Source organism: Phyllobacterium sp. UNC302MFCol5.2, assembly GCF_000686005.1.
Lineage (GTDB): Bacteria > Pseudomonadota > Alphaproteobacteria > Rhizobiales > Rhizobiaceae > Phyllobacterium > Phyllobacterium pellucidum.
On record NZ_JMLL01000010.1, the window covers coordinates 1,025,064 to 1,051,793 of the forward strand.

Sequence of the window (26,730 nt, forward strand, 5' to 3'; positions counted from 1 at the left end):
CAATCCTTGCTTGTCAATCGCAAGGCGCTCAAAAATCACTGGCTGCGGCATTTTTGAAGCGGCGAAAAGGCAGTACGACAAAATTTTGCGCTGAATCGCGCAAAAGTTGAAGCGTCAAAGACTGAACTGGTCGCCGAGGTAAAGCCGCCGGACGTCCGGATTGGCAATAATTTCGTCCGGGCGCCCATGAGTCAGCACTTGCCCGGCGTGGATGATATAGGCCCGGTCGATCAGCTTCAGTGTCTCGCGCACATTGTGGTCTGTAATCAGCACACCGATGCCACGTCCCGTGAGATGTCGCACCAATTGCTGAATATCCGCCACGGCAATTGGATCGACGCCGGCAAACGGTTCGTCGAGCAGCATGAAATTCGGGCGGGATGCCAATGCACGGGCGATTTCGAGACGACGTCGCTCGCCGCCGGAAAGTGAAATGGCGGGTGCCTTGCGTAGATGGGCAATATGAAACTCTTCGAGCAGGGAATCGAGTTCCTGCGCGCGGGCGCTACGATCCTTCTCGACAATCTCGAGCACAGCCTTGATGTTGTTCTCTACCGAAAGGCCACGAAAGATCGACGCTTCCTGCGGCAGGTAACCGATGCCAAGGCGGGAGCGGCGATACATCGGCATGGTCGTAACATCAAAGCCATCGATCTCGATCGTGCCCTTATCGACCGGAACAAGCCCGGTCACCATATAGAAGCATGTGGTCTTGCCCGCGCCGTTTGGACCAAGAATGCCGACCGCCTCACCCGCGCGCACGCCGAACGACACGCCGTTGACGACCTGACGACCATTATAGCCCTTGGTTATGCCGCGCGCGACGAGCGTGCCCTTCATGCGGTCGATGGCTGCCGGATCGGCAGGACGCATCTCATGCGAAAGACTGGATTCCGGCCGCGCGGCGCTGTTGGCTTTTGTGCGACGTGAAAAAAATGACACTTACAGCTGTTCCGCCGGTTCAGTTCTTTGGTTGGTTGTTGGGGGCGACCACAATCGAGACGCGCCCGGTCTGGCCGCTCTTGCAGCTTTCAAGCTGGGCTTCGCCGGTCTTGAGTTGCGCGGTCAGCTTGCAGCCTACGGCGACATTGTCGCCCTGGGTCAGGACCACCTTGTTGCCCGTCAGCACAAGCACCTCCGACTTCATGTCGAACGTGCCGTGATCGCCGGTTGCCACCTGGTCGTTGGATTTCACGTAGACCTTGTCGTTGACCTCGAGGTGATCGATATCCTGCGAGCCGCCAAGTCCGCCCGTCTTCGGCGCATCCGCGGCGGGGGCCGGATCGCCCTCTTTCTTCTTGACGTAGTAGACGATCATCGAGCCGGCCTTGAGCAGGGTCGCGCCCTGGACGACGGTGACATTGCCCGTGAAGGTAGCCGTCCCCTCCTTGTCATGGACGACGAGTTTGTCGGCGTCGATCTGGATCGGCTGATCGCCGGAGAGTTTGATGCCGCCGCCGGGCGCATTTTCCTGCGCGACGGCGGATACGACCATCGATGATGCCAACAATCCCAATGCAACAGTCGAAATGCCTATCAGTCTTGCCCCGCGCGACATCGTTCTCTCCTAAAAATTCGGATATTCCCACAACTCTCAGTGAGCGAGCGTCAATACTACTCGACTGATTTGACTGCGTCTGTACCTTCTTGCCGTTTTGTGGGCTGAATGACAAGCCTTACTCGCTTCTCAAAGGTCATTACCTTGCCGCTTTCGCTGATCTGCATCGTATCGGCGGTAATACTTGAAGTGCCATTGCGTATAGTGACCGGATCTTTGGTGGACATGGAATTGCCGGCAATATCGATATCGGCCGATTTCATCTGGGCACTGATACCATCAGACGTCGTGAAATTGATCTCGCTGTCGAGTTTCAACTGCCGGTTGGCATTATCGAACACGCCGGACTTGGCCTGGACATTGGCGCGCATATCCTTACCGAGCGGAAGCTCGGCGCTGATGCCCTGCAGCGAGATGACGTTGGTGTTGCCAACTTCCTGCAACGCCTTGACCGCGCTCATCTTGTAGGGAAGCTTGTCCTTGGTGAAGCCGTCGAGTTTGGGGTTCGTCATGACGAGCTTGCCGTTTTCCAGCGCGGCATTCTCCAGCGAGATATTGCTCGGCATGTTGGTCGTCGAAAAGAACGTGAACCACGAAAAGACGGCCGCGCCGACGATCGCCGCGGCAGGGAGCGCAAATTTCAGGATGCGCACACGGCGCGAATGGCGTTCCGCCGCACGAAAAACACCGGAATCCTTGTCGGACGCCGCAAATTGACGCGCCACCTCTGCGTGGTGATCGGCACCAGCGGCAGCCTGGACGTGCGGATTCGTATCGTTTCTCTGAACTGACATGGCCTGGCTGTTACTACGTAATGACAATAGTATGGCTACTTGGCGCCAATATGGTTATTTTTCGATGAAACGGGCGAATAGATAAACGCGCGAGTTGCACCGCACCACAAGTATGACGTTGGCGTGCGAGATACAAGGTCCTAGCGCATTTCTAATGAAGCGCGAGGAGATGCCGGCGCAGGAACCTTACCCTAGACTTCCCTCTCGTGATGTCGCAGAGATTGTTTTTACCCGACGTTGAGAACGAATGGACAAAACGATGGCAAACACGGCTGACGCGATTATTGACAGACGGCGCCTGCGCCGAAAACTGACATTCTGGCGCATCCTGGCGCTGTTGATTGTCGCTCTCGCACTGATTTTGTTTTATTTTTCGGTGGCAGGATCGGATGCGTTTTCCAGCAGGTCATCGCCGCATATCGCCAAGGTCCGCATTGAAGGCACGATCTTCGAGAACGAGGAACTGCTGAAGCGGCTCAAGGACGTGACCGATTCCAACGCCGTAAGGGGTGTCATCCTGTCGGTCGATTCCCCCGGCGGAACGACAGCGGGCGGAGAGGCGATCTATGAGGCCGTGCGCAAGCTTGCCGTTAAGAAGCCGGTGGTTGCGCAAGTCGGAACGCTCGCAGCGTCGGCGGGCTACATGATCGCCAGCGCATCCGATCATATCGTCGCGCGCCAATCGTCGATCGTCGGCTCGATTGGCGTGTTGTTCCAATACCCCGATATTTCGCAGCTTCTGACCAAGCTCGGCGTCAAAGTCGAGACTATCAAGTCGAGTCCACTGAAGGCCGAACCCAATTTCTTCAATCCGGCAAGCGATGAAGCCAAGGAAATGATCCACCGCATGATCATCGATTCCTATGACTGGTTCGTCGGGCTCGTGCAGGAAAGGCGCAAGTTCACGCATGAGCAGGCGCTGGCGCTGGCGGATGGATCGGTCTTCACCGGCCGGCAGGCCATCGCCAACAAACTCATTGACGAACTCGGCGGCGAGGATACAGCCATCGCCTGGCTGAAGACCAAAGGCGTCAACGACAAACTGCCGGTTGTCGAATGGAAGCCCGTGGAAAAATCCTCGCTCGGCCTGTTCTTCTCAAATTCAGCGACAAAAATGCTCGCCCGCTATCTCGGCCTGCCGGAGGAGAGCGCCGGAATGCTGAATCAGCTCACCGGAGACCGCATGTTCCTTGACGGACTCGTTTCTGTTTGGCACGTTGACGGCAAGCCTGCCGGGGCGCAATAAAAGAATATTAAACATATAAGATCAGTGACATAGTCTTGAGGTGGGGCCTATGTCCTCCTGGTCTTGAACCGAAAGGGAACTCGCTGTGATCAAATCAGAGCTCGTGCAGATCATTGCCAACCGCAACCCGCATCTGTTTCAGCGCGACGTCGAGAATATAGTCGGCGCGATCTTCGATGAGATCACGGATGCACTGGCAGAGGGCAATCGCGTCGAGCTTCGTGGTTTCGGTGCATTCTCGGTCAAAAACCGCCCTGCACGCAGTGGCCGCAACCCGCGTACCGGCGAAAGCGTCGAGGTTGAAGAAAAATGGGTGCCCTTTTTCAAGACCGGCAAGGAACTTCGCGACCGTCTCAATGCCAATAGCTGAGGTTCATCGAACGGGCGGGTGAAGCGCGCCGGGAGGAATACATGATCAATCGCATTATCATCGTCCTCGTGCTGGTGCCGCTTGCAATCGTTCTCATAGCGCTGTCGGTTGCGAACCGCGGGCCAGTTCAACTGACGATCGATCCGTTCAATCCCGGAAACCCAGCCCTTTCCTACACGGCCCCGCTCTTCGTTTGGCTGTTCGCTGCCTTGATCGCCGGACTCATCCTCGGCAGTTTCGCTACCTGGTTCAACCAAGGAAAACATAGGAAACTGTCGCGCCAGCGTAAACTCGAAGCGGAACTCCTGCGCAAGGAAGCCAAGAAAGCATCGGTCGATAGTGGTGCGACGCCGAACCTGCCCTCGCTCCACTAGGGCACAATTACAAGAAAACCCAAGGAACAAGACATGAAACTGATCTCCCCGGCCGAGGTCGACAGGCTATTGAATTGGCCGGATATGATCGACGCCATCGAACAGGCGTTCCGCCAGGGCGTCATTCAGCCCGTGCGCCACCACCACACAGTCGAGCGGCCGGATGGCGCAGCATCGACCTTGCTGCTCATGCCGGCCTGGTCGGATTTCGATGCCCTCGGCGACTCCTCCAAGGGCTATATGGGCGTCAAGATCGTCACCGTATCGCCCGATAACGGCGCCGTAGCGAAGCCCGCAGTCATGGGCGTCTACCTGCTTCTCGACGGCAAGACCGGCGAACCCAAGGCACTCATAGACGGGCAGCGGCTGACCATCTGGCGCACGGCCGGGGCATCGGCGCTCGCCGCACGCTACCTTGCGCGCGAAGACGCATCGAAGCTCGTCGTCCTCGGCGCCGGCGCGCTGTCGGGGTTTCTTGCCCGGGCCCACAGCGCCGTGCGGCCGCTCAAGGAAATCTCGATCTGGAACCGCAACCTCGCCAATGCCGAAAAAGTGGCGGCGGACCTTGCCGCCGACGGCTTCAATGCAAAAGCCGTTTCGGACAAGGATGTGGCAATCGCCGAGGCGGACATCATCACCGCCGGGACGCTCTCGATCGAACCGCTTGTCCTCGGCAGGCACCTGAAGCCAGGCGCGCACGTCGACCTCATTGGTGCATTCACCCCGACCATGCGGGAGAGCGACGATGAGTGCATCCGCCGCGCCCGGGTGTTCGTCGACACCAGGGATGGTGCACTCAAGGAAGGCGGCGACATCGTACAGCCGATCAAAGCTGGTGTTGTCAGTAAGGAGCATGTCATCGGCGACCTGTTCGACCTCACCCGCGGCACGATGAAGGGCCGTCAGTCCGCCGAGGAAATCACGCTGTTCAAATCGGTCGGTGCCGCACTTGAGGATCTGGCGGCCGGAATCCTTGTTTTTGAGAAGGCAAACGCTGCATCACTAGCCTAACGGCTCGGATTTCGCTTTCGCCCTGCAACGTCTTGGCTTAGAGCGTTCTAGCCAAGACAGGGAAAGCGAGACTTGAAACCATCCGGCGGAAAAACGAGAAAGACCAGGGGCGCTGCCAGCAAGGCCAACCCCGCAAAGGGTGCTGTGCAATGGCAAAGCCCGGTGAAGCCGCGACCGCAATTTGCCAAGCAGGTGCGCACGCCCGCCATCGACGCTCCCGCGCAGGGGGGCGCACGTCAGGATGCGTCGCCACGACGCGTGCTTGTGCGCCGGTCCGGAGCACGTCCGGAGGAGCGAACCGGCCTTATCCTCGAAACCCTGCCTTCGGAGGACTACGCGCTCCTCGATAGTGGCAATGGCCTGAAGCTGGAGCAATACGGCCCCTATCGCATCGTGCGTCCCGAAGGCCAGGCGATCTGGTTGCCGGCCTGGGCCAAGGCCGAATGGGACAAGGCGGATGCAGTCTTTACCGGCAATACGGATGAGGAAGGCGTCGGCCGCTGGCACTTTCCGAAAGTGCCGCTCGGTGAAACCTGGCCGCTCGCTTTCGACGGACTGCCGTTCTATGGCCGTTTCACTTCCTTCCGGCATGTTGGCGTTTTCCCCGAGCAGGCCACCCATTGGGCGCATATGGACAGGCTGATCCGAAACGCGAAACGGCCGGTCAAGGTGCTCAATCTCTTCGGCTATACCGGCGTTGCCTCGCTCGTTGCCGCGCGGGCCGGGGCAGAGGTCACCCATGTGGATGCCTCGAAGAAAGCCATCGCCTGGGCGCGCGAAAACCAGGAAATGGCCGGCCTTTCCAGCAAGCCCATCCGCTGGATCTGCGAGGACGCGATGAAATTCGTCATGCGCGAGGAACGGCGCGGCAGCACCTACGACATCATCCTACTCGACCCCCCGGCCTATGGCCGCGGGCCGGGCGGCGAGGTGTGGCAACTTTTCGACAACCTCCCCGACATGGTCGATATCTGCCGCGCCATCCTTTCCCCCAATGCGCTCAGTGTCGTGTTGACCGCCTATTCGATCCGCGCCTCGTTTTTTGCGATTCATGAATTGATGCGCGATGCGTTCACCGGCCTCGGCGGTACGGTGGAGTCGGGCGAACTTATCCTGCGCGAACGTTCATCCGGACGCGCGCTTTCCACCTCGCTGTTCAGCCGTTGGGAAAATACATGACGCGACACGACGACCACACCCGAGGCACCGGACTCGCGCGACCCGGCAGGGTCAAGGAAGTGACCAGCCTCACCAACCCGATCGTGAAGGATTTGCGCGCACTCGCGATGAAAAAATATCGCGATCAGGAGGGTGTTTTTCTCGCCGAGGGGCTGAAGCTGATCATCGACGCACTCGATCTCGGCTGGACGATCCGCACGCTCGTCTTTTCCAAGGCAGGCAAGGGCAATTCACTTGTCGAGCAGGTGGCGGCGCGCACCATCGCCAAGGGCGGGGATGTCCTCGAAGTCAGTGAGAAGGTCATTGCCGCCATAACCCGGCGCGACAATCCGCAAATGGTGGTCGGCGTCCTCGAACAGCGGATCCAGCCGCTTGCTGCACTGAGGCCGCGAGGCAACGACGTCTATGTGGCGCTGGACCGGGTCCGCGATCCCGGCAATCTAGGAACGATCATTCGCACGGCAGACGCCGTCGGCGCCAAGGGCATCATCCTGATCGGCGATACCACCGATCCATTCTCGCTCGAAACCGTGCGCGCCACCATGGGTTCGGTCTTCGCGGTACCGCTCATGCGCGCCACCGAGGCCGAGTTCCTGGCCTGGCGCAAAGGCTTTGCCGGGCTCGTCGTTGGTACGCACCTCAAAGGCGCCGTCGATTACCGCACCATTCCTTATGCGAACCATCCCGTTGTCCTCTTGATGGGCAATGAGCAGCAGGGCCTGCCGGACCAACTCGCGGCCGGCTGTGACAAGCTTGCCCGGATCCCGCAGGAGGGCCGCGCGGATTCGCTTAATCTTGCCATTGCAACCGGGATCATGCTGTTCGAGATAAGGCGCGACGCGCTCAAACTCGATGGCGGAAACTGAAACAAGAGAACGATGAAAACCAAAGCGCTTTACAATCTATTGGCCGTCGTCGCCTTTGCGGTCGTCAGCGACCAGATCATCAAATATCTGGTAGAGACCGGCATGGATTACCAGCAGCAGATCGACGTGTTGCCGTTCCTCGCACTGTTTCGCGTTCACAACAATGGCATTGCCTTTTCCATGCTCAGCGGGCTGCACGACCTTGCGCTGATTGCGCTGACGCTCGTCATCATCTGCTTCGTCAGCTATCTCTGGTGGACGACGGCGGCAACCCGCTGGATTTCCCGCTTCGGCTTCGCCCTGATCATCGGTGGCGCACTCGGCAATCTGATCGACAGGAGCATTCACGGTTACGTTATTGATTATGTTCTTTTCCATCTGCCGACCTGGTCGTTTGCCGTCTTCAATCTCGCCGATGCCTATATTTCAGTCGGCGCGGCGCTGGTCGTGCTTGAGGAAGTGCTCGCCTGGCTGCGCGAACGCCGGGCTTCGAAGGGTGAACCCGGGAAGAACTGAGATAAGGCGGGTCGTCGCGCTTGGCCCAAGGATCCGGGCTGGTGCTCTGGGGTCATCTTCCGATGCCACCTTCTCCGTATTCCTTCGACGGCACGAGAGGCCCCAAGCCTGCCACCGTCACGTCATGCTGCCGTCATCGATTTGTAGTATTCAGGAGGCGACCGAACCACCGATCAACCTCTCTTAAGAGCGAATCGACATGAGCATCGCCTTGCTTGAACGTGCTTCACCTACTAAAGATCAGCGCATGGTCTCGCAGGTTGATTCAACGCCCTCGCCTCTTGTGGCGCCTCACCTTGTTTCGGTGCTCGGTCGCATCGGCACGATGGAGGTCTGCCTTGCCCAGACCGAGGACGAGATCGAGTCGGCGCAGCAGCTTCGCTTCAAGGTTTTCTTCGACGAACTCGGCGCCAAGGGATCGGCGACGCTCGAACAGCGCGATGCAGACCGTTTCGATCCAGTCTGCGATCATCTTCTGGTCTACGATACCTCGATCGCCGGCCCCAAGCACAAGCAGATCGTCGGGACATACCGCCTGCTTCGTTCAGAGCGGGCTTTTGCATCAGGCGGATTCTATTCAGCCAGCGAATATTCAATCGAAAGCCTCGTCGACGCCAAGCCGGATCTCCGCTTCCTTGAACTCGGGCGCTCCTGCGTTCTGCCGGAGTACCGCTCGAAACGCACCGTCGAGCTGCTGTGGCAGGGGATCTGGACCTATTGCCGCCATCATTCGATCGGGGTGATGTTCGGATGCGCCTCATTCCAGGGGACCGTTCCTGCAGCCCACGCGCTGCAACTGTCGTTCCTGCAGCACAATTTCCGCGCGACGCCCGATTGGGACGTGCGCGCCTTGCCTGACCGTTACCAGGCAATGGACCTCGTTCCGGCCGAGGCGATCAACCCGCGTGTCGCCATGTTTGCCATGCCGCCGCTCATCAAGGGCTACCTTCGCCTTGGCGCAATGATCGGGGACGGCGCCGTCATCGATCACGATTTCGGCACGACAGATGTCTTGATCATCCTGCCGGTCAGCCGCATCGCTGAACGCTATGTCAGCCACTATGCCGCGGAAGCAAAGCGCTTCGCTTGAGATCATCTGTGGAGAAGAACGCAGGATCCCCGCTACAGAGGTGGGTAAATCCTGCGTTTGCGCATAGATTGCTCCAGACTGGACAAGGGTCTATCAGGAGAGCGCATTGGCGGAACTTGCAACCATAATCGAAACGCCTGCCTACGATGCCGAGCCATCGGCGCGGCCGACGCCGATGATGGAGCAATATATCGAGATCAAGGCGACGAATCCCGACAGCCTCCTGTTCTATCGGATGGGCGATTTCTACGAGTTGTTCTTCGACGATGCCGTCGCAGCGTCGCGGGCGCTCGGCATTACGCTGACCAAGCGCGGCAAGCACCTCGGCGATGACATCCCGATGTGCGGCGTGCCGGTCCATGCCGCCGACGATTATTTGCAGAAGCTCATCGCGCGCGGCTTTCGTGTCGCCGTCTGCGAGCAGATCGAAGATCCAGCCGAAGCGAAGAAACGCGGCTCGAAATCGGTCGTCAAGCGCGATGTCGTCCGTCTGGTAACGCCGGGGACGATCACCGAGGAAAAGCTGCTCGATCCATCCGAGGCCAATTATCTGATGACGCTCGGCCGTGTGAAGGGCGGAGGCCAAGGCCAGTTTGCGCTCGCCTGGATCGATATTTCCACCGGCACCTTCCGCGTCGGCGAAACCGACCCGTCCCGCATGCTCGCCGATATATTGCGGGTCGAACCGCGCGAACTCATCGTCGCCGATCCCGTCTTCCACGATCCGGACCTTCGTCCGATCTTCGACATTCTCGGTCGGTCAGCCACGCCGCAGCCGCCAAGCCTCTTCGACAGCGCAACGGCGGAAAACCGCATCCAGCGCTATTTCGATGTCGGCACGCTCGACGGGTTCGGCCAGTTTTCGCGGGCCGAACTTTCGGCGATTTCCGGCGCCATCGCCTACGTGGAAAAGACGCAGATCGCGGAGCGTCCGCCGCTGATGCGGCCGGAGCGCGAGTCGGAGGGTTCCTCGCTCTTCATCGATCCCGCGACGCGCGCCAACCTCGAACTTCTGCGTACGCTTTCCGGCAATCGCGACGGCAGTTTACTCAAGGCAATAGACCGGACGGTTACCGGCGGCGGCGCGCGATTGCTGTCCGAGCGGCTCACCGCCCCGCTGACCGACCCGGAGGCCATTTCCACGCGCCTCGATTCGGTCTCCTTCCTTTTGCTGCAGCAATCGCTTGCCAATATTGTCCGGGAAACGCTGAAAGGGGTGCCGGATATGCCGCGCGCCCTCTCGCGGCTCGCCGTCGGACGGGGCGGCCCCCGGGACCTCGGCGCGCTCGCCCGCGGGTTTGAGGCCGCCGACGAGATCGGCCGCATGATCGGAACAGAGATCCTGCCGAGCGAGCTTGCGAGGGTCCGCGATTGCCTCGCCGGGTTGCCGCGTAATTTTCTCAGCCATCTTGAAGCAGCGCTTGCCGATGAACTGCCGCTACTCAAGCGCGACGGCGGTTTCGTGCGGCCCGGCTATAATGCCGAGCTTGATGAAATGCGCGCACTTCGCGACCACTCACGCCGCATCATCGCCGGCCTCCAGGCCGACTATATGGAGACGACGGGCATCAGGTCGCTGAAGATCAAGCATAATAATGTGCTGGGTTATTTCATCGAGGTGACTGCCAACAATGCGTCGGTGATGACCGATACGGATGCGGCCAAGGCAAAGTTCATTCATCGCCAGACCATCGCCAATGCAATGCGCTTCACGACGACCGAGCTTGCGGAACTCGAAACCAAGATCGCCAATGCGGCGGACCGCGCGCTCGGCATCGAACTTGATGTTTTCGAGCAGCTGACGCGGGAGACCGTCGAAAATGCCGAGGCGATACGCGCCGGGGCGGCGGCACTCGCGGCGCTCGACGTCTCGGTGTCGCTCGCGGTCCTTGCGGAGGAACAGGGCTATTGCCGTCCGCTGGTCGATGACAGCCTGGCCTTCGCGATCATCGCCGGACGCCATCCCGTCGTCGAACAGTCGCTACGACGCCAAGCCGCAAACCCGTTCGTGGCCAATGACTGTACGCTATCTCCCGAGGGAACCGGCAAGGGCGCGATCTGGTTGCTGACCGGACCGAACATGGGCGGTAAATCGACGTTCCTGCGCCAGAACGCGCTGATCGCGATCCTTGCCCAGATGGGCTCGTTCGTACCGGCGGGCTCGGCCCATATCGGCATCGTCGACCGCCTGTTTTCGCGGGTCGGCGCATCCGATGATCTCGCCCGCGGCCGCTCTACGTTCATGGTGGAAATGGTGGAAACCGCAGCAATCCTCAATCAGGCGAGCGACCGCTCGCTCGTTATTCTCGATGAGATCGGGCGCGGTACGGCGACCTTCGACGGCCTGTCCATCGCCTGGGCCGCGGTCGAATATCTGCACGAGAAAAACCAGTGCCGGGCGATCTTCGCCACGCATTTTCATGAGATGACGGGGCTTTCCGAGAAGCTGCCGCGCCTCGGCAATGTCACGATGCGGGTCAAGGAATGGGACGGCGATGTCGTCTTCCTGCACGAGGTCGCCAAGGGCGCGGCTGACCGGTCCTATGGCGTTCAGGTCGCCCGCCTCGCCGGCCTGCCGGAAGCGGTCGTCAGCCGGGCCCGCGACGTTCTGCACCAGCTCGAGGCAGGCAATACGTCGGGCAAGGCCGATAAGCTGATCGACGATCTGCCACTGTTTTCTGTTGAAGTGAAGCGCCAGGCACCCAAGCCGGCACAGGGAAAAGACAGCGCCCTGCTCGCCGCGCTCACCGGCGTCAATCCCGATGAAATGACGCCACGCGAGGCGCTTGAAGTGCTCTACCGCCTGAAAGGCATTGCAGCAACGAATTCATGAAGGGCGTGTTTGACCTGTTTCAAATGAAGTCATTCCGTTTGAATTGATTTCGCGCTATAGCGAGCCATCATCCATAAAGTCGTGTTCATGAACGCCTCAGACCTGAAACTGGAACAGATCGTCAACCCCACCATACTTCATCGGCAGTTTGAAGATCTGGTCAAGGCGGCGAAGGACAATGGGGCAGCATCCGTCGATCGCAACGACGTGCTGCAGCTTGTCAAGCAAACGCTCGCATCCGGCCGCAAGAAGGCGGAAGAGCTGCTGATGAAAGATGCCGGGGGCACACGTTGCGCCATGCGGCTTTCCTTTCTGATGGATCAGATCATTTCAGCATTGTACGAATTCGCGGTCGCCCATGTCTATCCTGCGGTAAACCCTTCGACAGCCGAGCGCATGAGCATCGTCGCGGTCGGTGGCTATGGGCGCGGCGCCCTGGCGCCGGGCTCGGACATCGATCTTCTGTTTCTCTTGCCCTACAAGCAAACGCCGTGGGGCGAACAGGTTGTCGAGTATATCCTCTACATGCTGTGGGACGCCGGGCTCAAGGTCGGGCACGCCACCCGCAATCTAGATGAATGCATTCGCCTGTCGCTGGCGGACATGACCATACGCACCAGCATTCTCGAGGCGCGTTATGTCTGTGGCAATGAGGAGCTGTTCACTTCGCTGGAAAAGCGGTTCGACGACGAAGTGATCAAGGGAACGGGTCCGCAATTTATCGAGGCCAAGCTTGCCGAACGCGATGCGCGCAACCGCAAGGCTGGCGCCACGCGGTACCTGGTCGAGCCCAACGTCAAGGAGGGCAAGGGCGGCCAGCGCGACCTGCATACGCTGTTCTGGATCGCCAAATACTACTACCGCGTCAAAACCAGCGATGAGCTGGTCAAGCTCGGTGTGCTGTCGCGGTCGGAGCACAACAAGTTCCGCAAGGCCGAGGACCTTCTATGGGCGGTGCGCTGCCACATGCACTTTTTGACCGGCAAGGCTGAAGAACGGCTCTCTTTCGATATCCAGAGCGAGATCGCCCGGCGCCTTGGCTATACCGCGCATCCCGGCCAGCGCGACGTCGAACGCTTCATGAAGCACTACTTCCTCGTTGCCAAGGAGGTCGGCGACCTGACGCGCATCATTTGCGCGGCACTCGAGGAAGAACAGGCCAAGCACGTGCCGGGTTTCAACAGGATTTTCCTGACCTTTTCCCGTCGCAAGCGCAAGATTGCCGGGACAAGCGATTTCGTCATCGACAACCATCGCATCACCATCGCCAATGACGGTGTCTTCGAGAAGGACCCGGTAAACCTCATCCGCCTGTTCCACTATGCCGACCAGCAAGGCCTCGAGTTTCATCCCGATGCGATGCAGCTCGTCACCCGTTCGCTGTCGCTGATCAATGGAGAATTGCGGGAGAACCCGGAAGCGAACCGGCTCTTTCTCGAAATTCTGACTTCCGAGCGCAATCCCGAGTTGATCTTGCGGCGCATGAACGAATCCGGCGTGCTCGGCAAGTTCATCCCGGATTTTGGCAAGATCGTCGCGATGATGCAGTTCAACATGTATCATCACTATACGGTCGACGAACATCTCCTGCGCTGCATCGCAGTGATGTCGGAGATCGACCATGGCGATCTCGGCCAGGAACACCCGCTGGCCAACCAAATCATGCCGGGGCTCAAGAAGGATCGCAAAATCCTCTACGTGGCGCTGCTCCTGCACGACATCGCCAAGGGACGTCCCGAAGATCATTCGACTGCAGGCGCCCGCATCGCAAGGCGGCTAGGGCCCCGGCTTGGCCTCTCCAAGGCCGATACGGAGACGGTCGCATGGCTCGTCGAGCAGCACCTGACCATGAGCCGGGTTGCGCAATCGCGCGATCTCAACGATCGGAAGACAATCGAGGATTTCGCCGAAATCGTCCAATCGCTCGACCGCATGAAGCTGCTGCTGATCCTCACCATCTGCGACATCAAGGCGGTGGGTCCGGGCGTATGGAACGGCTGGAAGGGCCAGCTGCTCCGCAATCTCTTCTATGAGACGGAATTGCTGCTGACCGGCGGCTTCTCGGAGGTTCCGCGCAAGGAACGCACCGAACATGCACGGTCTCAGCTCGAACACGCACTGTCTTCCTGGCCGCAGATCGAGCGCCAGTCCTACCTGGCGCTGCACTATCAGAACTATCTCCTGACGGTCAGCCTCGACGACCAGATCCGCCACGCAAACTTCATTCGCGAATCCGATGCGGCCGGCAAGACGCTGTCCACCATGATCAAGACCCATGATTTTGAAGGCGTCACCGAGATTACGGTTCTATCGCCGGATCATCCACGCCTGCTCTCGATCATTGCCGGCGCCTGCGCCGCGGCGGGCGCCAACATCGTCGATGCGCAGATCTTCACCACCAGCGACGGGCGGGCGCTCGATACGATCCTGATCAGCCGTGAATTTCCGACCGATGACGACGAGCGGAGGCGGGCGAAGAATGTCGGCCGCCTCATCGAGGATGTGCTTTCCGGCCGCAGCTATCTTCCCGAAATGCTGGCGGCACGCACCAAGCCGAAGCGGGCGGTTCGCGCCTTCCGTATCGAGCCTGGCGTCGAAATCAACAATACGCTCTCCAACAAATTCACCGTCATCGAGGTCGAGGGGCTCGACCGGCCCGGCCTTCTTTCAGAGATCACCGGGATCATTTCCGATCTTTCGCTTGATATCGCCTCGGCGCATGTGACGACTTTCGGCGAAAAGGTCATCGACGTGTTTTACGTGACGGACCTCGTCGGCCAGAAAGTCACCAACACGGCGCGGCAAAACCGCATTCGTAAGAAGCTGCTCGCGCTCTTCGGCGAAGGCGATATAACCACCGCCCAGCCACAGCGGCAAAACATCCTCATGACGGCGGAATAAATGAGTCTCGTCAAGAAATTTGCAACTGTCGCATCCGGCACGCTGATGAGCCGCGTCTTCGGCTTCACCCGCGAAATGCTGATGGCGAGCGCGCTCGGCACTGGGCCGATCGCCGACGCTTTCAACGCCGCCTTCCGCTTTCCCAATACATTTCGCCGGCTTTTTGCGGAGGGCGCTTTCAACGCTGCCTTCGTTCCGCTTTTTGCCAAGGAGATTGAGGCTAACGGTCTTGATGGGGCGCGGCGCTTCTCCGAAGAGGTGTTCGGCGTCCTCTTCACCGTATTGCTGACGCTGACGATCCTGATGGAAGTGTCGATGCCGCTGATCGTGCGCTATGTCATCGCGCCGGGCTTCGTCGAGGACCCGATGAAGTTCGACAATACGGTGCGCATGGCGATCATCATGTTCCCATATCTCGCCTGCATGTCGCTGGCGGCGATGATGAGCGGGATGCTGAATTCGCTGCACCGCTATTTTGCCGCTGCGATCGCCCCGGTCTTTCTCAATGTCATTCTGATCGGTGTGCTTGCCTATGCCTGGTATACGCGCCAGGACGGCAGGCAGGTCGGCTACGCCCTGTCCTGGGGTGTCATGGTCTCCGGCCTCGTGCAACTTGCGATCGTCTGGATTGCGGTGCGCAATGCCGGCATCACCATCGGCTTTCGCCTTCCGCATCTCACCAAGAACGTGAAGCGCCTGCTGGTTCTGGCGCTTCCCGCGGCAGTAACCGGGGGCATCACGCAGATCAACCTTTTGATCAACACCAACATCGCTTCGGCGAAATCCGGCGCCATTTCCTCGCTCGCCTATGCCGACCGTATCTACCAGCTGCCGCTCGGCGTCGTGGGCATTGCCGTCGCTACCGTGCTTTTGCCGGAACTCGCACGCGCGCTGCGCTCCGGCAACCTCAAGGAAGCGTCGAGCCTGCAGAACCGCTCGGTGGAATTCACCCTGTTTCTGACGCTGCCGGCAGCAGCGGCACTGCTCGTCATGTCTGAGCCGATCGTTCGCATGCTTTACGAACGCGGCAATTTCTCCCCCACCTCGACGCACACGGTCGGCAATATCCTCGCCGTCTACGGGTTGGGGCTTCCGGCTTTCGTGCTGATAAAGGCGTTCCTTCCCGGGTTCTTTGCCCGTGAGGACACCCGCACACCGATGATCTTTGCGGCAATTGCCGTGGCGGTGAATGTCTCGCTCGCGCTAACGCTCTTTCCGATCATGTACGAGACCGGCATCGCCACCGCCGAGATCGTCGCTGGTTGGGTCAACGCCATCCTGCTCTTTGCGACCTTGGTTTGGCGCGGCCACTGGGGACGCGACATCCCTCTCCTCACCCGCATTCCGCGACTGTTCATATCCGCGGCGATTATGGCGATCGGCCTTCATTACGCGATTATATGGATGGGCCCTGCGCTTGCACCGCATGCGCCGCTCCACACGCAGGCCGTTGCCGTGCTGACGCTGGTCATCCTGGCGATGATCTCCTACTTTGCCCTTGCCTTCGGCACGGGCGGCGCCAGCCTTGCCATGATCCGCCGCAACGTGAAGCGCGGCGCGAAGGCCGCTGAAGCCACGCCGACGGATGCCGCACCATGAGCCGCCGCATCGGATTGATCACGCTTGTCGTGCGTGACTATGATGAAGCCATCGCCTGGTACACGCAAAAGCTTGGTTTTCGCCTCGTCGAAGATACCGCGCTTTCTGAATCAAAGCGCTGGGTGGTCTTGGCGCCTGGCGACGGCGAAACGCGTATCCTCCTTGCAAAAGCGGACGGACAAGCCCAGGAAGCCGCCACCGGCAACCAGACGGGCGGGCGGGTTGCTTTCTTTCTTCACACGGACGACTTCGAGCGCGATCATTCGGCGATGGTCAAATCGGGCGTCATCTTCCTTGAAGAGCCACGGCATGAGCCATATGGCAGCGTCGCCGTGTTTCAGGATCTCTACGGCAACAAGTGGGACTTGCTCGAACTGAAGCAGCCAACGATATAGGGCTTGAATACTGCGTGTGGCTCTGCCAAAACCGCGCTTCACTGCCATCGGCGCCTGCAAGCCCGATCCCCGAACGATCAAGGACGATTAATGAGCACGTTTGAACAGCTCGTCTTTTCCGGTGTCCAGCCAACCGGCAACCTGCATCTCGGCAATTATCTGGGGGCTATCCGGCGCTGGGTCGCTCTGCAGGAAGACTATAACTGCATCTATTGCGTGGTCGACCAGCATGCCATCACGCAGGCCATGTCCGTGTGGGGCGGTCCGGCCGAGCTGATGCGCAACACGCGCGAGGTGACGGCGGCGTTTCTGGCTTCCGGCATCGACCCGAAGAAACACATCGTCTTCAACCAGAGCCGCGTGCGCCAGCACGCCGAGCTCGCCTGGGTGTTCAATTGTATTGCCCGCATGGGGTGGCTCAACCGGATGACCCAGTTCAAGGACAAGGCCGGCAAGGATCGCGAGAACGCATCCGTCGGGCTTTTCACCTATCCGAACCTGATGGCGGCCGACATTCTCGCCTATCGCGCTACCCATGTGCCGGTCGGCGAAGACCAGAAACAGCACCTCGAACTCACGCGCGACATTGCACAGAAATTCAATACGGATTTCTCCGGCCGCATCGCCGAACTCGGTCTCGGCGTCGAGACCCAATCGGGCGATGAGACCATTGCCAGCTTCTTCCCGCTGACGGAACCTGTCATCGGCGGGCCGGCTGCGCGCGTCATGAGCCTGCGCGATGGCACAAAGAAGATGTCCAAATCCGATCCCTCGGATTTGTCCCGCATCAATCTCATCGACGATGCCGATACGATCTCGAAGAAGATCCGCAAAGCCAAGACCGACGCCGAACCGCTGCCGTCCGATGTCGAGGGTCTCAAGGACCGCCCGGAAGCGGACAACCTCGTCGGCATCTATGCGGCCTTGATCGATGCGAACAAGGAAAAGGTAATCGGCGATTTCGGTGGCCAGCAATTTTCCGTGTTCAAGCCGGCACTTGCCGACCTCGCAGTCGAGCGTCTCGCGCCGATTGCCGCGGAGATGCGGCGTATTTCGGCCGATGCGAGCTATGTCGATGCCGTCTTGAAGGACGGCGGCGAGCGGGCAGCCCTTCTCGCCGAGAAGACGCTGCGCAATGTGCGTGATATTATCGGCTTCCTGCAGGACTAGGACCGGGTGCTGCAAGGGGTGGGCGATCACATCGGTTAGGGCAGGAACGGGCACATGGTATCGAAACGTCTCAGCCGGGAAGCCGGCCATCGCCGCAAATTTCTAGCCGTTATCGACGAGACGCCCGAATGCGAGCGGGCGGTAGCCTATGCCTCGCGCCGCGCCAAGACGACTGGCGGAGTGTTGCTCCTCCTTTTCGTCATTGACACAGCCGATTTCCAGGCTTTTCTCGGTGTCGAGCAGATCATGCGGGCCGAAGCGCAGGAACGGGCAAGCGCGACGCTGAGCAAGTTCGCGGCCAATGTGCGCGGGACGATCGGTATCGAATCCGAACTCGTCGTGCGCGAAGGGCTGACATCGGAAGAGATCCAGAAGCTGATCGAGGAAGACCAGGACATTGCCATCCTCGTCCTTGCGGCAGGCTCGGGCAAGGAAGGCCCGGGGCCCCTCGTTCAGTCGCTGGCGGGACGCGAATCCTTCCCCATTCCTGTCACGGTTGTCCCATACAATCTCTCTGACGAGGATATCGACGCGATTACGTGATCCCGCGGCGAAACGTGATACAATCCTGACTTGAACAGTTGAGTTTTAAGGCCTATATCGCCTTTGAACAATTCTAAACTAGACACGCGAGATCCGTCATGTTTATCCAGACCGAAGCAACGCCCAATCCGGCGACCCTCAAGTTCCTGCCTGGGAAGGTGGTTCTCGACCAGGGGACGGCCGATTTCCGCGATGCTCAAAGCGCAGGCGCAGCCTCTCCGCTTGCCGGCAAGATCTTTGCAATCCCCGGCGTATCCGGTGTCTTCTTCGGCTATGACTTCGTCACCGTCACCAAGAACGACGGTCCGGAATGGCAACACCTGAAGCCGGCCATCCTCGGCGCCATCATGGAGCATTTCATGTCCGGAGCGCCGATCATGACGAGCGCCACGCAGGTTGCTGACGATGCTGAACGCGATTCCGAAGACGAGTTTTTCGACAGCGCCGACGCGGAAATCGTCGATACCATCAAGGAACTGCTTGAGACGCGCGTACGCCCGGCAGTTGCGCAGGACGGCGGCGACATCACCTTCCGCGGCTATGAGAACGGCACCGTTTTCCTCAATATGCGCGGTGCATGCTCCGGCTGCCCCTCATCCACGGCGACCCTGAAGCACGGCATCCAGAACCTGCTCAAGCATTTCGTACCGGAAGTCCAGCACGTCGAATCCGTCTGAGCTTTTAAGGGTTGAAAGTAAAAAAAGGCCGCTTCGAGCGGCCTTTTTATTACCTTTAGTTCACCGCGCCTGGTCCCGGAATCGCACCGGGTGGGCATTTGCCGAGAATGATCATGCCAAGGACTTCATCCTCGGTCACGTCGGTGACCTTCGCCGTGCCGACGACCTGACCATTCTTCATCACCGCCACGCGGTCGGCGAGGTGGAACACGTCGTGAATATCGTGGCTGATCAGGAAAATGCCGATACCCTCGCTTTTAAGCTGCTTGATGAGTTCGCCGACCTGCGCCGTCTCCTGCGGCCCCAGGGCCGCCGTCGGCTCATCCATGATGAGAATGCGGGCATTGAAGAGGATGGCGCGGGCAATCGCCACCGATTGGCGCTGGCCGCCTGAAAGCGCCTTGACCGGGTCCTTGAAGCGTTGGAACCGCGGATTGAGCCGGCCCATCACTTCGCGGGCGCTGTGCTCCATCGCCACATCGTCGAGCGTTCCCCAAGGCGTCATCAACTCGCGGCCAAGGTAGAGATTGGCAGCCGTATCGACGTTGTCGGCAAGAGCCAGCGTCTGGTAGATCGTCTCGATGCCATAGGCCTTGGCATCGCGCGGATTGTTGATCGTCGCTTCCTCGCCATTGACACGGATTGTGCCACTGTCGCGCTTGTAGGCGCCGGAGAGCACCTTGATCAGCGTCGACTTGCCGGCGCCATTGTGGCCAAGCAGTGCCACGACTTCGCCCGGATACAGGTCGACCGAGGCGCCATCCACGGCGCGTATGCCGCCAAAGGCGATCGAGACGTTTTCGATATCGACGAGAGGGGTTTGTGCATCGGTCATGTTTCAATCTCCCTCAAGCGGTACGGCGGCGATAGATCGTGTCGAGCCAGACGGCAACGACGAGCACGATGCCGACAACGATATTCTGCAGCGGCGTTTCGAGACCGAGCATGACCATGCCCGAATTCAGCGACTGCATCAGCAGCGCGCCGATCATCGCGCCGGCAATGGTGCCGACGCCGCCGGCGAGCGAGGTTCCGCCGATGACAGCGGCCGCGATCGTCATCAGCTCATCGAGCGTGCCTTGCGCATTGGTGGCAGCGTTGAGGCGGGCGGTCGATATCGCGCCGGCGATGGCGCACAGAATGCCCATGATGATGAAGATTTTCATCGTCACCCAGCGTGTGTTGATGCCGGCAAGATCTGCGGCTTCCGGGTTGCCGCCCATGGCGAAAACGTAGCGGCCGAAACGCGTGCGCGTCGTCACGAAGGTCATGATGATGCCCGTTGCGACCGCGATCAGCACGGGGATGGCGATGCCATGCGGGATGAACAGGCCGCCATCCGGAATGGTGATGTTGTTGGCCTCGGCATATTTGCGGACGATACCGATCGGCCAATAGTAATGATTGGCGATCGAAACCGCACCGAGGACGAGAAAACAGGCGATCGCCGCCATAAAGGCCTCGGCCCAGACCGGACGGCGGGGAAAGTTGAAACGCTTGCGCTGGCGCCGGCCGTTGACGATCATGCCGACAATGGCAAGGCAGGCGACGATGCCGACAACCCAGCTCCAGGTCGCCCCGATCGACCCTTCCGGCCCGCCGCCCATGAGGCGGAAGGTCGAATCCATCGGTGCGACGGTGCGACCTGACGTGACCCACCAGGCAGCGCCGCGCCAGACGAGCAAGCCGCCCAGCGTAACGATGAAGGCCGGAACGCCGAGGAAGGCTATGACAAAGCCCTGAAAGCCGCCGATGAGCGCGCCGACGACAATACCGAGCCCGAGCGCAATAACCCAGGTGAACGGCTGTTCGAAGCCGATCAGCTTCGGCAGGATTTCGGCCTGCGTCACGCCCATCACCATGCCGACAAACCCAAGCACCGAGCCTACGGAAAGATCGATATTGCGTGTGACGATGATAAGGACCATCCCGGTCGCCATGACCGCGATGGAAGAGGTCTGGACCGACAGGTTCCAAAGATTGCGCGGTGTCAGAAATTGGCCGTTGACGAGGCCGCCGGTTAAAAACTGGAAGGCAAGCCAGATGATGACGAGCGCTCCGATCATGCCGAGGAGGCGGGTATCGAGCTCGGTCGCCTTGAAGAACCTGGCAACGAGACCGAGTTCGGAAGCGCGAGCCCGGTCAAGACTGATGGCCGGATCACTCATGTTAATCTCCCAGTTTTATTTTCTTTTAGAACGCCGCCGATCCAGTGGACCAGCGGCGCTCAATTCTATCAGACTTGAAGGTGTTAGTTGCAGGCCGGTACCGAGCCAGCCTTCACGCCCTGGCAGACGACGTCCTTCGTCACCCAGCCGGCATCGATGACGACGCCGAGATTATCCTTGGTGACCGGAACGGGCGTCAGGAACACGGCGCTGACCTCGACCTTGTTGGCGCCGCCGGCAAACTTCTGAACGTTCGGGATCTCTTCCATCTTCTTGCCGTCGGCAAGAGCCGAAGCAATGCCGGCAGCCTGCTTGCCGAGTTCGCGGGAGTCCTTCCAGATCGTTACCGTCTGCGTGCCTAGGGCAACGCGATTGAGCGCGGCAAAGTCGGCATCCTGCCCGGAAACCGGAACGGTGCCAGCAAGGCCCTGCGCCTGGAGAGCGGCAATGGCGCCGCCTGCGGTACCATCATTTGCCGCAACGACTGCGTCGACCTTGTTGTCGTTAGCGGTCAGGAACTGCTCCATGTTCTTCTGGGCATTGGCCGGCAGCCAGCCGTCGGTATAGGCTTCGCCGACATTCTTTATTTTGCCGCTGTCGATTGCTTCCTTCAGCACTTCCTGCGCGCCGGAAAAGAGGAAATCGGCATTCGGGTCAGCCGAAGAACCCTTGATGAAGACGTAGTTGCCTTCCGGCTTGACGGCGAAGACGCCGCGCGCCTGCATGCGGCCGACTTCCTTGTTGTCGAAGGTGATGTAGAAGGCATCCTTGTTCTCGATGAGACGGTCATAGCCGACCACCGGAATACCTTCCGCAACCGCCTTTTCGACGGCCGGGCCGATGGCGCTCGAATCCTGTGCAAGAATGATCAGCGCGTTGGCGCCCTGCGAGATCAGGCTCTCGACATCGGTCAGCTGCTTGGCGGCAGAGGATTGCGCGTCGGCGGAAATGTACTTGTCGCCATTTGCCTCGAGCGCCTTCTTGATCGCTGCCTCGTCGGTCTTCCAACGCTCTTCCTGGAAATTCGACCAGGATACACCGACGATCTTGTCTTTGGCCAGAACGGGCCCCGCGAAAGAGACAGCAAGGACAGCAGCGCCCGCCAGAGCGGTTGCATATTTCTTCATGGTAATCCTCCCAGTGCACACAGCACGATGACTGATGAACGAGGGTCTACACCTCCGACCCGCGTCTAACCTCTTTTATTTCGAGGCTCGAAAAAAATAGTGACTTAAAAGCATTTCCATGTCAACATGGATTTTGATAGGCATAACCCATTGCAACGCAACAACATTTTTGCATTGCACAAAAAGCGGGTTATGGGGAGGAGTGGAGTTTGTTGATCGATGAGATCGCGCGTCCCGACGATGTCAGGCGCCAGAATCGTAGACTTGCGCTGACGGCTTTGCGCCGTCACGGCCTCCTGTCGCGCACCGATATCGTGGCCCAGACCGGGCTCAGCCCCTCGACTGTTTCCGCCATCACGACCTCGCTGATTTCCGAGGGCATTATCATCGAAGCGCGCGAGGGCGACCTCGGTTCCAACCGCCGCGGGCGCCCGCAAATTGCCTTGGTGCTCAACCCAGACGTTGCGAGCGTGGTGACCGTGGAGCTCGCGCTTAACCTCGTCCATGCGGTTTTCTACGATTACAAGGGCCAGGTCGTCGCTGAAATTTCGGAACGGGTGCCGACCCTTGAAATGTCGGCGGAGGCGCTGTTTCAATCGATCTTCGCCATGCTGGACAGCCTCATCGATACACGGCCTTCAGTGACCGGCCCGTTGATGCACATTTCCATGGGGGTCCAGGGCGTTACCGACGCCACGGGCGCCACCATGCTGTGGTCGCCGATCACGCCGGACACGAACATCGCCTTCGGCAAGGTCCTGTCGCAGCGTTATGGCGTGGATGTTTCGGTCGCCAATGATTGCAACATGATAGCTGAAGCGTTGCGCTGGACCGATCCGGAACACTACACGGAGAATTTCGCAGCAATCTTGCTGTCGCATGGCATCGGCATGGGCCTCTATCTCAAGGGCAAGCCCTTCGTCGGGGCGCACTCTTCGGCCGCAGAGTTCGGGCACATGTTACACATCCCTAAAGGCGCGCTGTGCCGATGCGGCCGGCGGGGCTGCATCGAGGCCTATGCCAGCGACTATGCCATACTGCGGACGATATCGGGCGAGAATGAATCCACCCCGCCGCCGCAGGATATAGATCCCTCGACGTTCGCGGCCGCCGCCGGCCGGGCCCGTAGTGGTGACGGCGATGAGGGTGCGGCCTTCCGCAAGGCCGGCCAGGCGATCGGCGCAGGCCTTCGCAGCCTGTTTTCATTGATCGATCCCGTGCCGGTGGCATTGGTTGGACCCGGGGCCGGTGTGTTCGATCTCATGGAAGAGGAATTGCGCGGCGTCATTTCCGGCACTTCCGGCTGGGGCGCGACGCAGGATCTCAGCATACGCTGTTATCCGGACGAACATCCGCTTATCGTACAAGGCTGCCTGATGACGTCCTTGCTTCACCTCGACACGCAGATCTTCGCGCCGGGCGACCTCAAGGACCCTCAATTGAAGCACGCCCTCTAACACCCAAGGAAGGAAGGAAGCCAGCATGTATCTCGGGCTCGACCTCGGCACATCCGGTGTCAAAGCACTTCTGATCGACGAGAACCAAAAGATCGTCGGCTCCGGCACGGGACATCTCGACGTTTCGCGCCCGCATTCAGGCTGGTCGGAACAGGACCCTTCGCACTGGATCCGGGCGACGGAAGACGCTGTTGCCGCGCTCAAGGCGAACCATGGCCGCGAACTCTCTGCCGTCAAGGGTATCGGCCTCTCCGGACAGATGCACGGCGCCACACTGCTCGATGCCGGCGATCAGGTGCTGCGGCCCTGCATCCTTTGGAACGACACCCGCAGCCACGCGGAAGCAGCCGAACTCGACGCCAACCCGAAATTCCGCAGCCTCAGCGGCAACATCGTCTTCCCCGGTTTCACCGCCCCGAAGATCGCCTGGGTTCGCAACAACGAGCCCGATATTTTTGCGCGGCTGCAGCGCGTTCTGTTGCCGAAGGATTATTTGCGCTTCTGGTTGACCGGCGAACATGTGTCCGAAATGTCCGACGCGGCCGGCACGTCCTGGCTCGATGTCGGCAAGCGCGCGTGGTCGCCGGAACTGCTTGCCGCAACCGGCCTCGATGAAAGCTACATGCCCTCGCTGGTCGAGGGAACCGAGGTGTCCGGCATCCTGAAGCCAGATGTTGCCGCGCGCTGGGGCATGGGCGACAAGGTGGTGGTAGCAGGCGGGGCCGGCGACAATGCGGCATCGGCCTGCGGCATGGGCACTGTCGGAGAAGGCCATGCCTTCGTTTCGCTCGGAACTTCCGGGGTGCTGTTTGCCGCCAACCGCGCCTATCTGCCAAACCCTGAAAGCGCCGTGCACACATTCTGCCATGCGCTGCCGGACACGTGGCACCAGATGGGCGTTATTCTTTCGGCGACCGACGCCCTGAACTGGTATGCCGGGATCGTTTCCCGCAAAGCCGCCGAACTCACGGACGAACTTGGAGCAGATCTGCGCACTCCATCGGGCGTGACGTTCCTGCCCTATCTTTCAGGTGAACGCACCCCGCTCAACGATTCAGCGATCCGCGGGTCGTTTCAGGGGCTCGAACATGCGAGCGACCGGGCGGCTCTGACACAGGCCGTGCTAGAAGGTGTTGCCTTCGCCTTCCGCGATTGCCTTCATGCCCTGGCTGCCGCCGGCACCAGGCTTGAGCGCGTCACGGCTGTCGGCGGCGGATCGCGCTCCACCTACTGGCTGAAAGCCATTGCCACCGCGCTCAACATACCGGTCGACGTACCGGCGGATGGGGATTTCGGTGCGGCCTTTGGTGCTGCTCGCCTCGGGCTTATCGCTGCCGAAGGCGCTGACCCGCATGCCATCTGCGTCGCCCCCGCAACGGATACGACCATCGAACCGGACGCGAACCTGATCGTGGCCTTCGACGCGGCCTACAATCGCTATCACAACCTCTATCCAGCACTTAAGGGAGTTCAATCATGAGCAGCGGGTTTTTCGGAGATATCAAGCCAGTCAAATATGAGGGGCCGGACAGCAACAATCCGCTCGCCTACCGCTTTTACAATCCCGACGAGAAGGTCCTTGGCAAGCGCCTTGAGGATCACCTCCGCTTCGCCGTCGCCTACTGGCACTCCTTCGTCTGGCCAGGCGGCGATCCGTTCGGCGGCCAGACCTTCGAACGCCCTTGGTTCAACGACACGATGGAAGGCGCCAAACTGAAGGCCGACGTTGCCTTTGAAATGTTCTCTATCCTCGGCGCGCCCTATTTCTGCTTCCATGACGCGGATGTGCGTCCCGAAGGCGACACGATCAATGAGAGCAACAGCCGCCTGCACGAGATCGCCGACTATTTCGCCGGCAAGATGGAAAAGACCGGCACCAAATTGCTCTGGGGCACGGCCAACCTCTTTTCCAACCGCCGCTATATGTCGGGCGCAGCCACGAACCCCGATCCAGACGTCTTCGCCTATGCGGCAGCCACCGTCAAAAGCTGTATCGACGTGACGCAGAAGCTTGGCGGCGAAAACTACGTGCTATGGGGCGGACGCGAGGGCTATGAGACCCTGCTCAACACCGACATGAAGCGTGAACTCGACCAGATGGGCCGGTTTCTAAGCCTCGTCGTCGAATACAAACACAAGATCGGCTTCAAGGGCACGATCCTCATTGAACCCAAGCCACAGGAACCCACCAAGCACCAGTACGATTACGATGCGGCGACGGTCTACGGCTTCCTGAAGCGTTTCGGCCTGGAGAACGAAGTGAAGGTCAACCTCGAACAGGGCCACGCCATCCTTGCCGGCCATTCGTTCGAACATGAGCTGGCGACAGCGGCGGCGCTCGGCATATTCGGCTCCATCGACATGAACCGCAATGACTACCAGTCGGGCTGGGACACGGACCAGTTTCCGAACAATGCTCCGGAAATCGCGCTCGCCTACTACGAGGTGCTGAAGGCCGGCGGCTTCACCACAGGCGGCACGAATTTCGACGCCAAGCTGCGCCGCCAGTCGATAGACCCGCAGGATCTTCTGATCGCCCATGTTGGCGGCATGGATACCTGCGCGCGTGGCCTCAAGGCAGCGGCAAAGATGATCGAGGACAATGCGCTGACGAGCTTCGTCGACGATCGCTATGCCGGATGGTCGACGCCGGAGGCGCAGGCGATGCTCTCGGGCAACGAATCGCTCGACGCGATCGCCAAACGGGTCGAGGACAAGAACCTCCAGCCGCAGCCGCGCTCCGGCCGGCAGGAATATCTGGAAAATATCGTCAACCGCTACGTTTGACCGTTCGAAGCCTTCCGTACGGTTGGTCGCCGACAACACTGCGGTGCCCGCTCCCTCCCTCCCCCTTGT

22 protein-coding genes and 2 pseudogenes are annotated in these 26,730 nt (G+C 60.0%); 18 read left to right on the forward strand and 6 right to left on the reverse strand.

Going from position 1 to position 26,730, the window contains the following annotated elements; genetic code table 11:
- Nucleotides 1–114: 114 nt before the first annotated feature.
- From lptB to lptC, 3 genes and pseudogenes are all read right to left on the reverse strand, one after another.
- Nucleotides 115–843, reverse strand: a pseudogene (gene lptB, locus BR48_RS0106940) (LPS export ABC transporter ATP-binding protein); the annotation flags it as partial.
- Between the two features lie 118 nt (nt 844–961).
- Nucleotides 962–1,558 carry an LptA/OstA family protein gene (locus BR48_RS0106945; RefSeq protein WP_027230622.1) on the reverse strand — a complete coding sequence of 199 codons (597 nt, stop codon included), beginning with the start codon at nt 1,556–1,558 and terminating at the stop codon, nt 962–964.
- Nucleotides 1,559–1,614: 56 nt separating this feature from the next.
- Nucleotides 1,615–2,352, reverse strand: coding sequence for an LPS export ABC transporter periplasmic protein LptC (lptC, locus tag BR48_RS24070; RefSeq protein WP_081815785.1), 738 nt, complete (start codon nt 2,350–2,352; stop codon nt 1,615–1,617).
- 259 nt (nt 2,353–2,611) lie between these two features.
- On the opposite strand from lptC, the gene sppA reads away from it, so the two are divergent.
- The 15 genes and pseudogenes from sppA (at nt 2,612) to BR48_RS0107025 (ending at nt 19,122) form a co-directional block, all read left to right on the forward strand.
- Entirely contained in the window at nt 2,612–3,598 is a 987-nt protein-coding gene (gene sppA / locus BR48_RS0106955; RefSeq protein WP_027230623.1) for a signal peptide peptidase SppA, read from the forward strand.
- 85 nt (nt 3,599–3,683) lie between these two features.
- Nucleotides 3,684–3,968 (forward strand): integration host factor subunit beta, encoded by a 285-nt coding sequence (locus tag BR48_RS0106960; protein WP_027230624.1) that lies wholly within the window; start codon nt 3,684–3,686, stop codon nt 3,966–3,968.
- A 41-nt stretch (nt 3,969–4,009) separates the two neighbouring features.
- Entirely contained in the window at nt 4,010–4,342 is a 333-nt protein-coding gene (locus BR48_RS0106965) for a LapA family protein (RefSeq protein WP_027230625.1), read from the forward strand.
- Nucleotides 4,343–4,375: 33 nt separating this feature from the next.
- Complete coding sequence (locus BR48_RS0106970) at nt 4,376–5,353, forward strand: ornithine cyclodeaminase family protein (RefSeq protein ID WP_027230626.1); 978 nt, start codon at nt 4,376–4,378, stop codon at nt 5,351–5,353.
- 72 nt (nt 5,354–5,425) lie between these two features.
- Nucleotides 5,426–6,532: a class I SAM-dependent rRNA methyltransferase gene (locus tag BR48_RS0106975; RefSeq protein ID WP_027230627.1), complete on the forward strand. Its 1,107-nt coding sequence runs from the start codon at nt 5,426–5,428 to the stop codon at nt 6,530–6,532.
- Nucleotides 6,529–7,398, forward strand: a complete 870-nt coding sequence (locus tag BR48_RS0106980; RefSeq protein WP_027230628.1) for an RNA methyltransferase — start codon at nt 6,529–6,531, stop codon at nt 7,396–7,398. Before BR48_RS0106975 ends, BR48_RS0106980 begins: the two co-directional genes overlap by 4 nt.
- A 12-nt stretch (nt 7,399–7,410) precedes the next feature.
- Nucleotides 7,411–7,914: a signal peptidase II gene (lspA, locus tag BR48_RS0106985; protein WP_027230629.1), complete on the forward strand. Its 504-nt coding sequence runs from the start codon at nt 7,411–7,413 to the stop codon at nt 7,912–7,914.
- 304 nt (nt 7,915–8,218) lie between these two features.
- Nucleotides 8,219–9,004: pseudogene (locus BR48_RS0106990) on the forward strand (GNAT family N-acetyltransferase); the annotation flags it as partial.
- A gap of 175 nt (nt 9,005–9,179) precedes the next feature.
- Entirely contained in the window at nt 9,180–11,837 is a 2,658-nt protein-coding gene (gene mutS, locus BR48_RS0106995; RefSeq protein WP_081815840.1) for a DNA mismatch repair protein MutS, read from the forward strand.
- 87 nt (nt 11,838–11,924) lie between these two features.
- Nucleotides 11,925–14,738: a [protein-PII] uridylyltransferase gene (locus tag BR48_RS0107000; protein WP_027230632.1), complete on the forward strand. Its 2,814-nt coding sequence runs from the start codon at nt 11,925–11,927 to the stop codon at nt 14,736–14,738.
- On the forward strand, nt 14,739–16,337 hold the full coding sequence (gene murJ, locus BR48_RS0107005) for a murein biosynthesis integral membrane protein MurJ (RefSeq protein WP_027230633.1): 1,599 nt from the start codon (nt 14,739–14,741) through the stop codon (nt 16,335–16,337).
- Nucleotides 16,334–16,732, forward strand: a complete 399-nt coding sequence (locus BR48_RS0107010; protein ID WP_027230634.1) for a VOC family protein — start codon at nt 16,334–16,336, stop codon at nt 16,730–16,732. Before murJ ends, BR48_RS0107010 begins: the two co-directional genes overlap by 4 nt.
- 90 nt (nt 16,733–16,822) lie before the next feature.
- The gene (trpS, locus tag BR48_RS0107015) at nt 16,823–17,902 is read left to right on the forward strand and encodes a tryptophan--tRNA ligase (RefSeq protein ID WP_036813491.1); all 1,080 of its coding nucleotides are present in this window, start codon (nt 16,823–16,825) and stop codon (nt 17,900–17,902) included.
- A gap of 54 nt (nt 17,903–17,956) precedes the next feature.
- The gene (locus BR48_RS0107020; RefSeq protein WP_027230636.1) at nt 17,957–18,445 is read left to right on the forward strand and encodes a universal stress protein; all 489 of its coding nucleotides are present in this window, start codon (nt 17,957–17,959) and stop codon (nt 18,443–18,445) included.
- A 98-nt stretch (nt 18,446–18,543) separates the two neighbouring features.
- Nucleotides 18,544–19,122 (forward strand): NifU family protein, encoded by a 579-nt coding sequence (locus BR48_RS0107025; protein WP_027230637.1) that lies wholly within the window; start codon nt 18,544–18,546, stop codon nt 19,120–19,122.
- Nucleotides 19,123–19,177: 55 nt separating this feature from the next.
- On the opposite strand, the gene BR48_RS0107030 is transcribed toward BR48_RS0107025, so the two are convergent.
- From BR48_RS0107030 to xylF, 3 genes are all read right to left on the reverse strand, one after another.
- Nucleotides 19,178–19,957: an ATP-binding cassette domain-containing protein gene (locus BR48_RS0107030; RefSeq protein ID WP_027230638.1), complete on the reverse strand. Its 780-nt coding sequence runs from the start codon at nt 19,955–19,957 to the stop codon at nt 19,178–19,180.
- 13 nt (nt 19,958–19,970) lie between these two features.
- A complete protein-coding gene (locus BR48_RS0107035; RefSeq protein ID WP_051614660.1) occupies nt 19,971–21,290 on the reverse strand; it encodes a sugar ABC transporter permease in 1,320 nt (439 codons plus the stop codon).
- A gap of 83 nt (nt 21,291–21,373) precedes the next feature.
- Nucleotides 21,374–22,417: a D-xylose ABC transporter substrate-binding protein gene (xylF, locus tag BR48_RS0107040; protein ID WP_027230640.1), complete on the reverse strand. Its 1,044-nt coding sequence runs from the start codon at nt 22,415–22,417 to the stop codon at nt 21,374–21,376.
- 212 nt (nt 22,418–22,629) lie between these two features.
- Here xylF and BR48_RS0107045 point away from each other — a divergent pair, with 212 nt between their 5' ends.
- From BR48_RS0107045 to xylA, 3 genes are read left to right on the forward strand one after another with little or no spacing between them, the layout of a single operon-like run.
- A complete protein-coding gene (locus tag BR48_RS0107045) occupies nt 22,630–23,874 on the forward strand; it encodes an ROK family transcriptional regulator (RefSeq protein ID WP_027230641.1) in 1,245 nt (414 codons plus the stop codon).
- A gap of 25 nt (nt 23,875–23,899) precedes the next feature.
- On the forward strand, nt 23,900–25,354 hold the full coding sequence (gene xylB / locus BR48_RS0107050; protein ID WP_027230642.1) for a xylulokinase: 1,455 nt from the start codon (nt 23,900–23,902) through the stop codon (nt 25,352–25,354).
- The gene (xylA, locus tag BR48_RS0107055; RefSeq protein WP_027230643.1) at nt 25,351–26,661 is read left to right on the forward strand and encodes a xylose isomerase; all 1,311 of its coding nucleotides are present in this window, start codon (nt 25,351–25,353) and stop codon (nt 26,659–26,661) included. The genes xylB and xylA overlap by 4 nt, the downstream gene beginning before the upstream one ends.
- Nucleotides 26,662–26,730 lie beyond the last annotated feature (69 nt).

What these genes read in the sequence shown, in the direction of transcription:
- BR48_RS0107010 (WP_027230634.1), top strand. Translation starts at nt 16,334, where the DNA reads ATGAGCCGCCGCATCGGATTGATCACGCTTGTCGTGCGTGACTATGAT.
- sppA (WP_027230623.1), top strand. Translation starts at nt 2,612, where the DNA reads ATGGCAAACACGGCTGACGCGATTATTGACAGACGGCGCCTGCGCCGA.
- BR48_RS0107000 (WP_027230632.1), top strand. Translation starts at nt 11,925, where the DNA reads ATGAACGCCTCAGACCTGAAACTGGAACAGATCGTCAACCCCACCATA.
- BR48_RS0107030 (WP_027230638.1), bottom strand. Translation starts at nt 19,957, where the DNA reads ATGACCGATGCACAAACCCCTCTCGTCGATATCGAAAACGTCTCGATC.
- murJ (WP_027230633.1), top strand. Translation starts at nt 14,739, where the DNA reads ATGAGTCTCGTCAAGAAATTTGCAACTGTCGCATCCGGCACGCTGATG.
- BR48_RS0106965 (WP_027230625.1), top strand. Translation starts at nt 4,010, where the DNA reads ATGATCAATCGCATTATCATCGTCCTCGTGCTGGTGCCGCTTGCAATC.
- BR48_RS0106945 (WP_027230622.1), bottom strand. Translation starts at nt 1,558, where the DNA reads ATGTCGCGCGGGGCAAGACTGATAGGCATTTCGACTGTTGCATTGGGA.
- BR48_RS0107035 (WP_051614660.1), bottom strand. Translation starts at nt 21,290, where the DNA reads ATGAGTGATCCGGCCATCAGTCTTGACCGGGCTCGCGCTTCCGAACTC.
- BR48_RS0106980 (WP_027230628.1), top strand. Translation starts at nt 6,529, where the DNA reads ATGACGCGACACGACGACCACACCCGAGGCACCGGACTCGCGCGACCC.
- mutS (WP_081815840.1), top strand. Translation starts at nt 9,180, where the DNA reads ATGATGGAGCAATATATCGAGATCAAGGCGACGAATCCCGACAGCCTC.
- trpS (WP_036813491.1), top strand. Translation starts at nt 16,823, where the DNA reads ATGAGCACGTTTGAACAGCTCGTCTTTTCCGGTGTCCAGCCAACCGGC.
- BR48_RS0107020 (WP_027230636.1), top strand. Translation starts at nt 17,957, where the DNA reads ATGGTATCGAAACGTCTCAGCCGGGAAGCCGGCCATCGCCGCAAATTT.
- BR48_RS0107025 (WP_027230637.1), top strand. Translation starts at nt 18,544, where the DNA reads ATGTTTATCCAGACCGAAGCAACGCCCAATCCGGCGACCCTCAAGTTC.
- lspA (WP_027230629.1), top strand. Translation starts at nt 7,411, where the DNA reads ATGAAAACCAAAGCGCTTTACAATCTATTGGCCGTCGTCGCCTTTGCG.
- xylF (WP_027230640.1), bottom strand. Translation starts at nt 22,417, where the DNA reads ATGAAGAAATATGCAACCGCTCTGGCGGGCGCTGCTGTCCTTGCTGTC.
- xylB (WP_027230642.1), top strand. Translation starts at nt 23,900, where the DNA reads ATGTATCTCGGGCTCGACCTCGGCACATCCGGTGTCAAAGCACTTCTG.
- lptC (WP_081815785.1), bottom strand. Translation starts at nt 2,352, where the DNA reads ATGTCAGTTCAGAGAAACGATACGAATCCGCACGTCCAGGCTGCCGCT.
- BR48_RS0106970 (WP_027230626.1), top strand. Translation starts at nt 4,376, where the DNA reads ATGAAACTGATCTCCCCGGCCGAGGTCGACAGGCTATTGAATTGGCCG.
- xylA (WP_027230643.1), top strand. Translation starts at nt 25,351, where the DNA reads ATGAGCAGCGGGTTTTTCGGAGATATCAAGCCAGTCAAATATGAGGGG.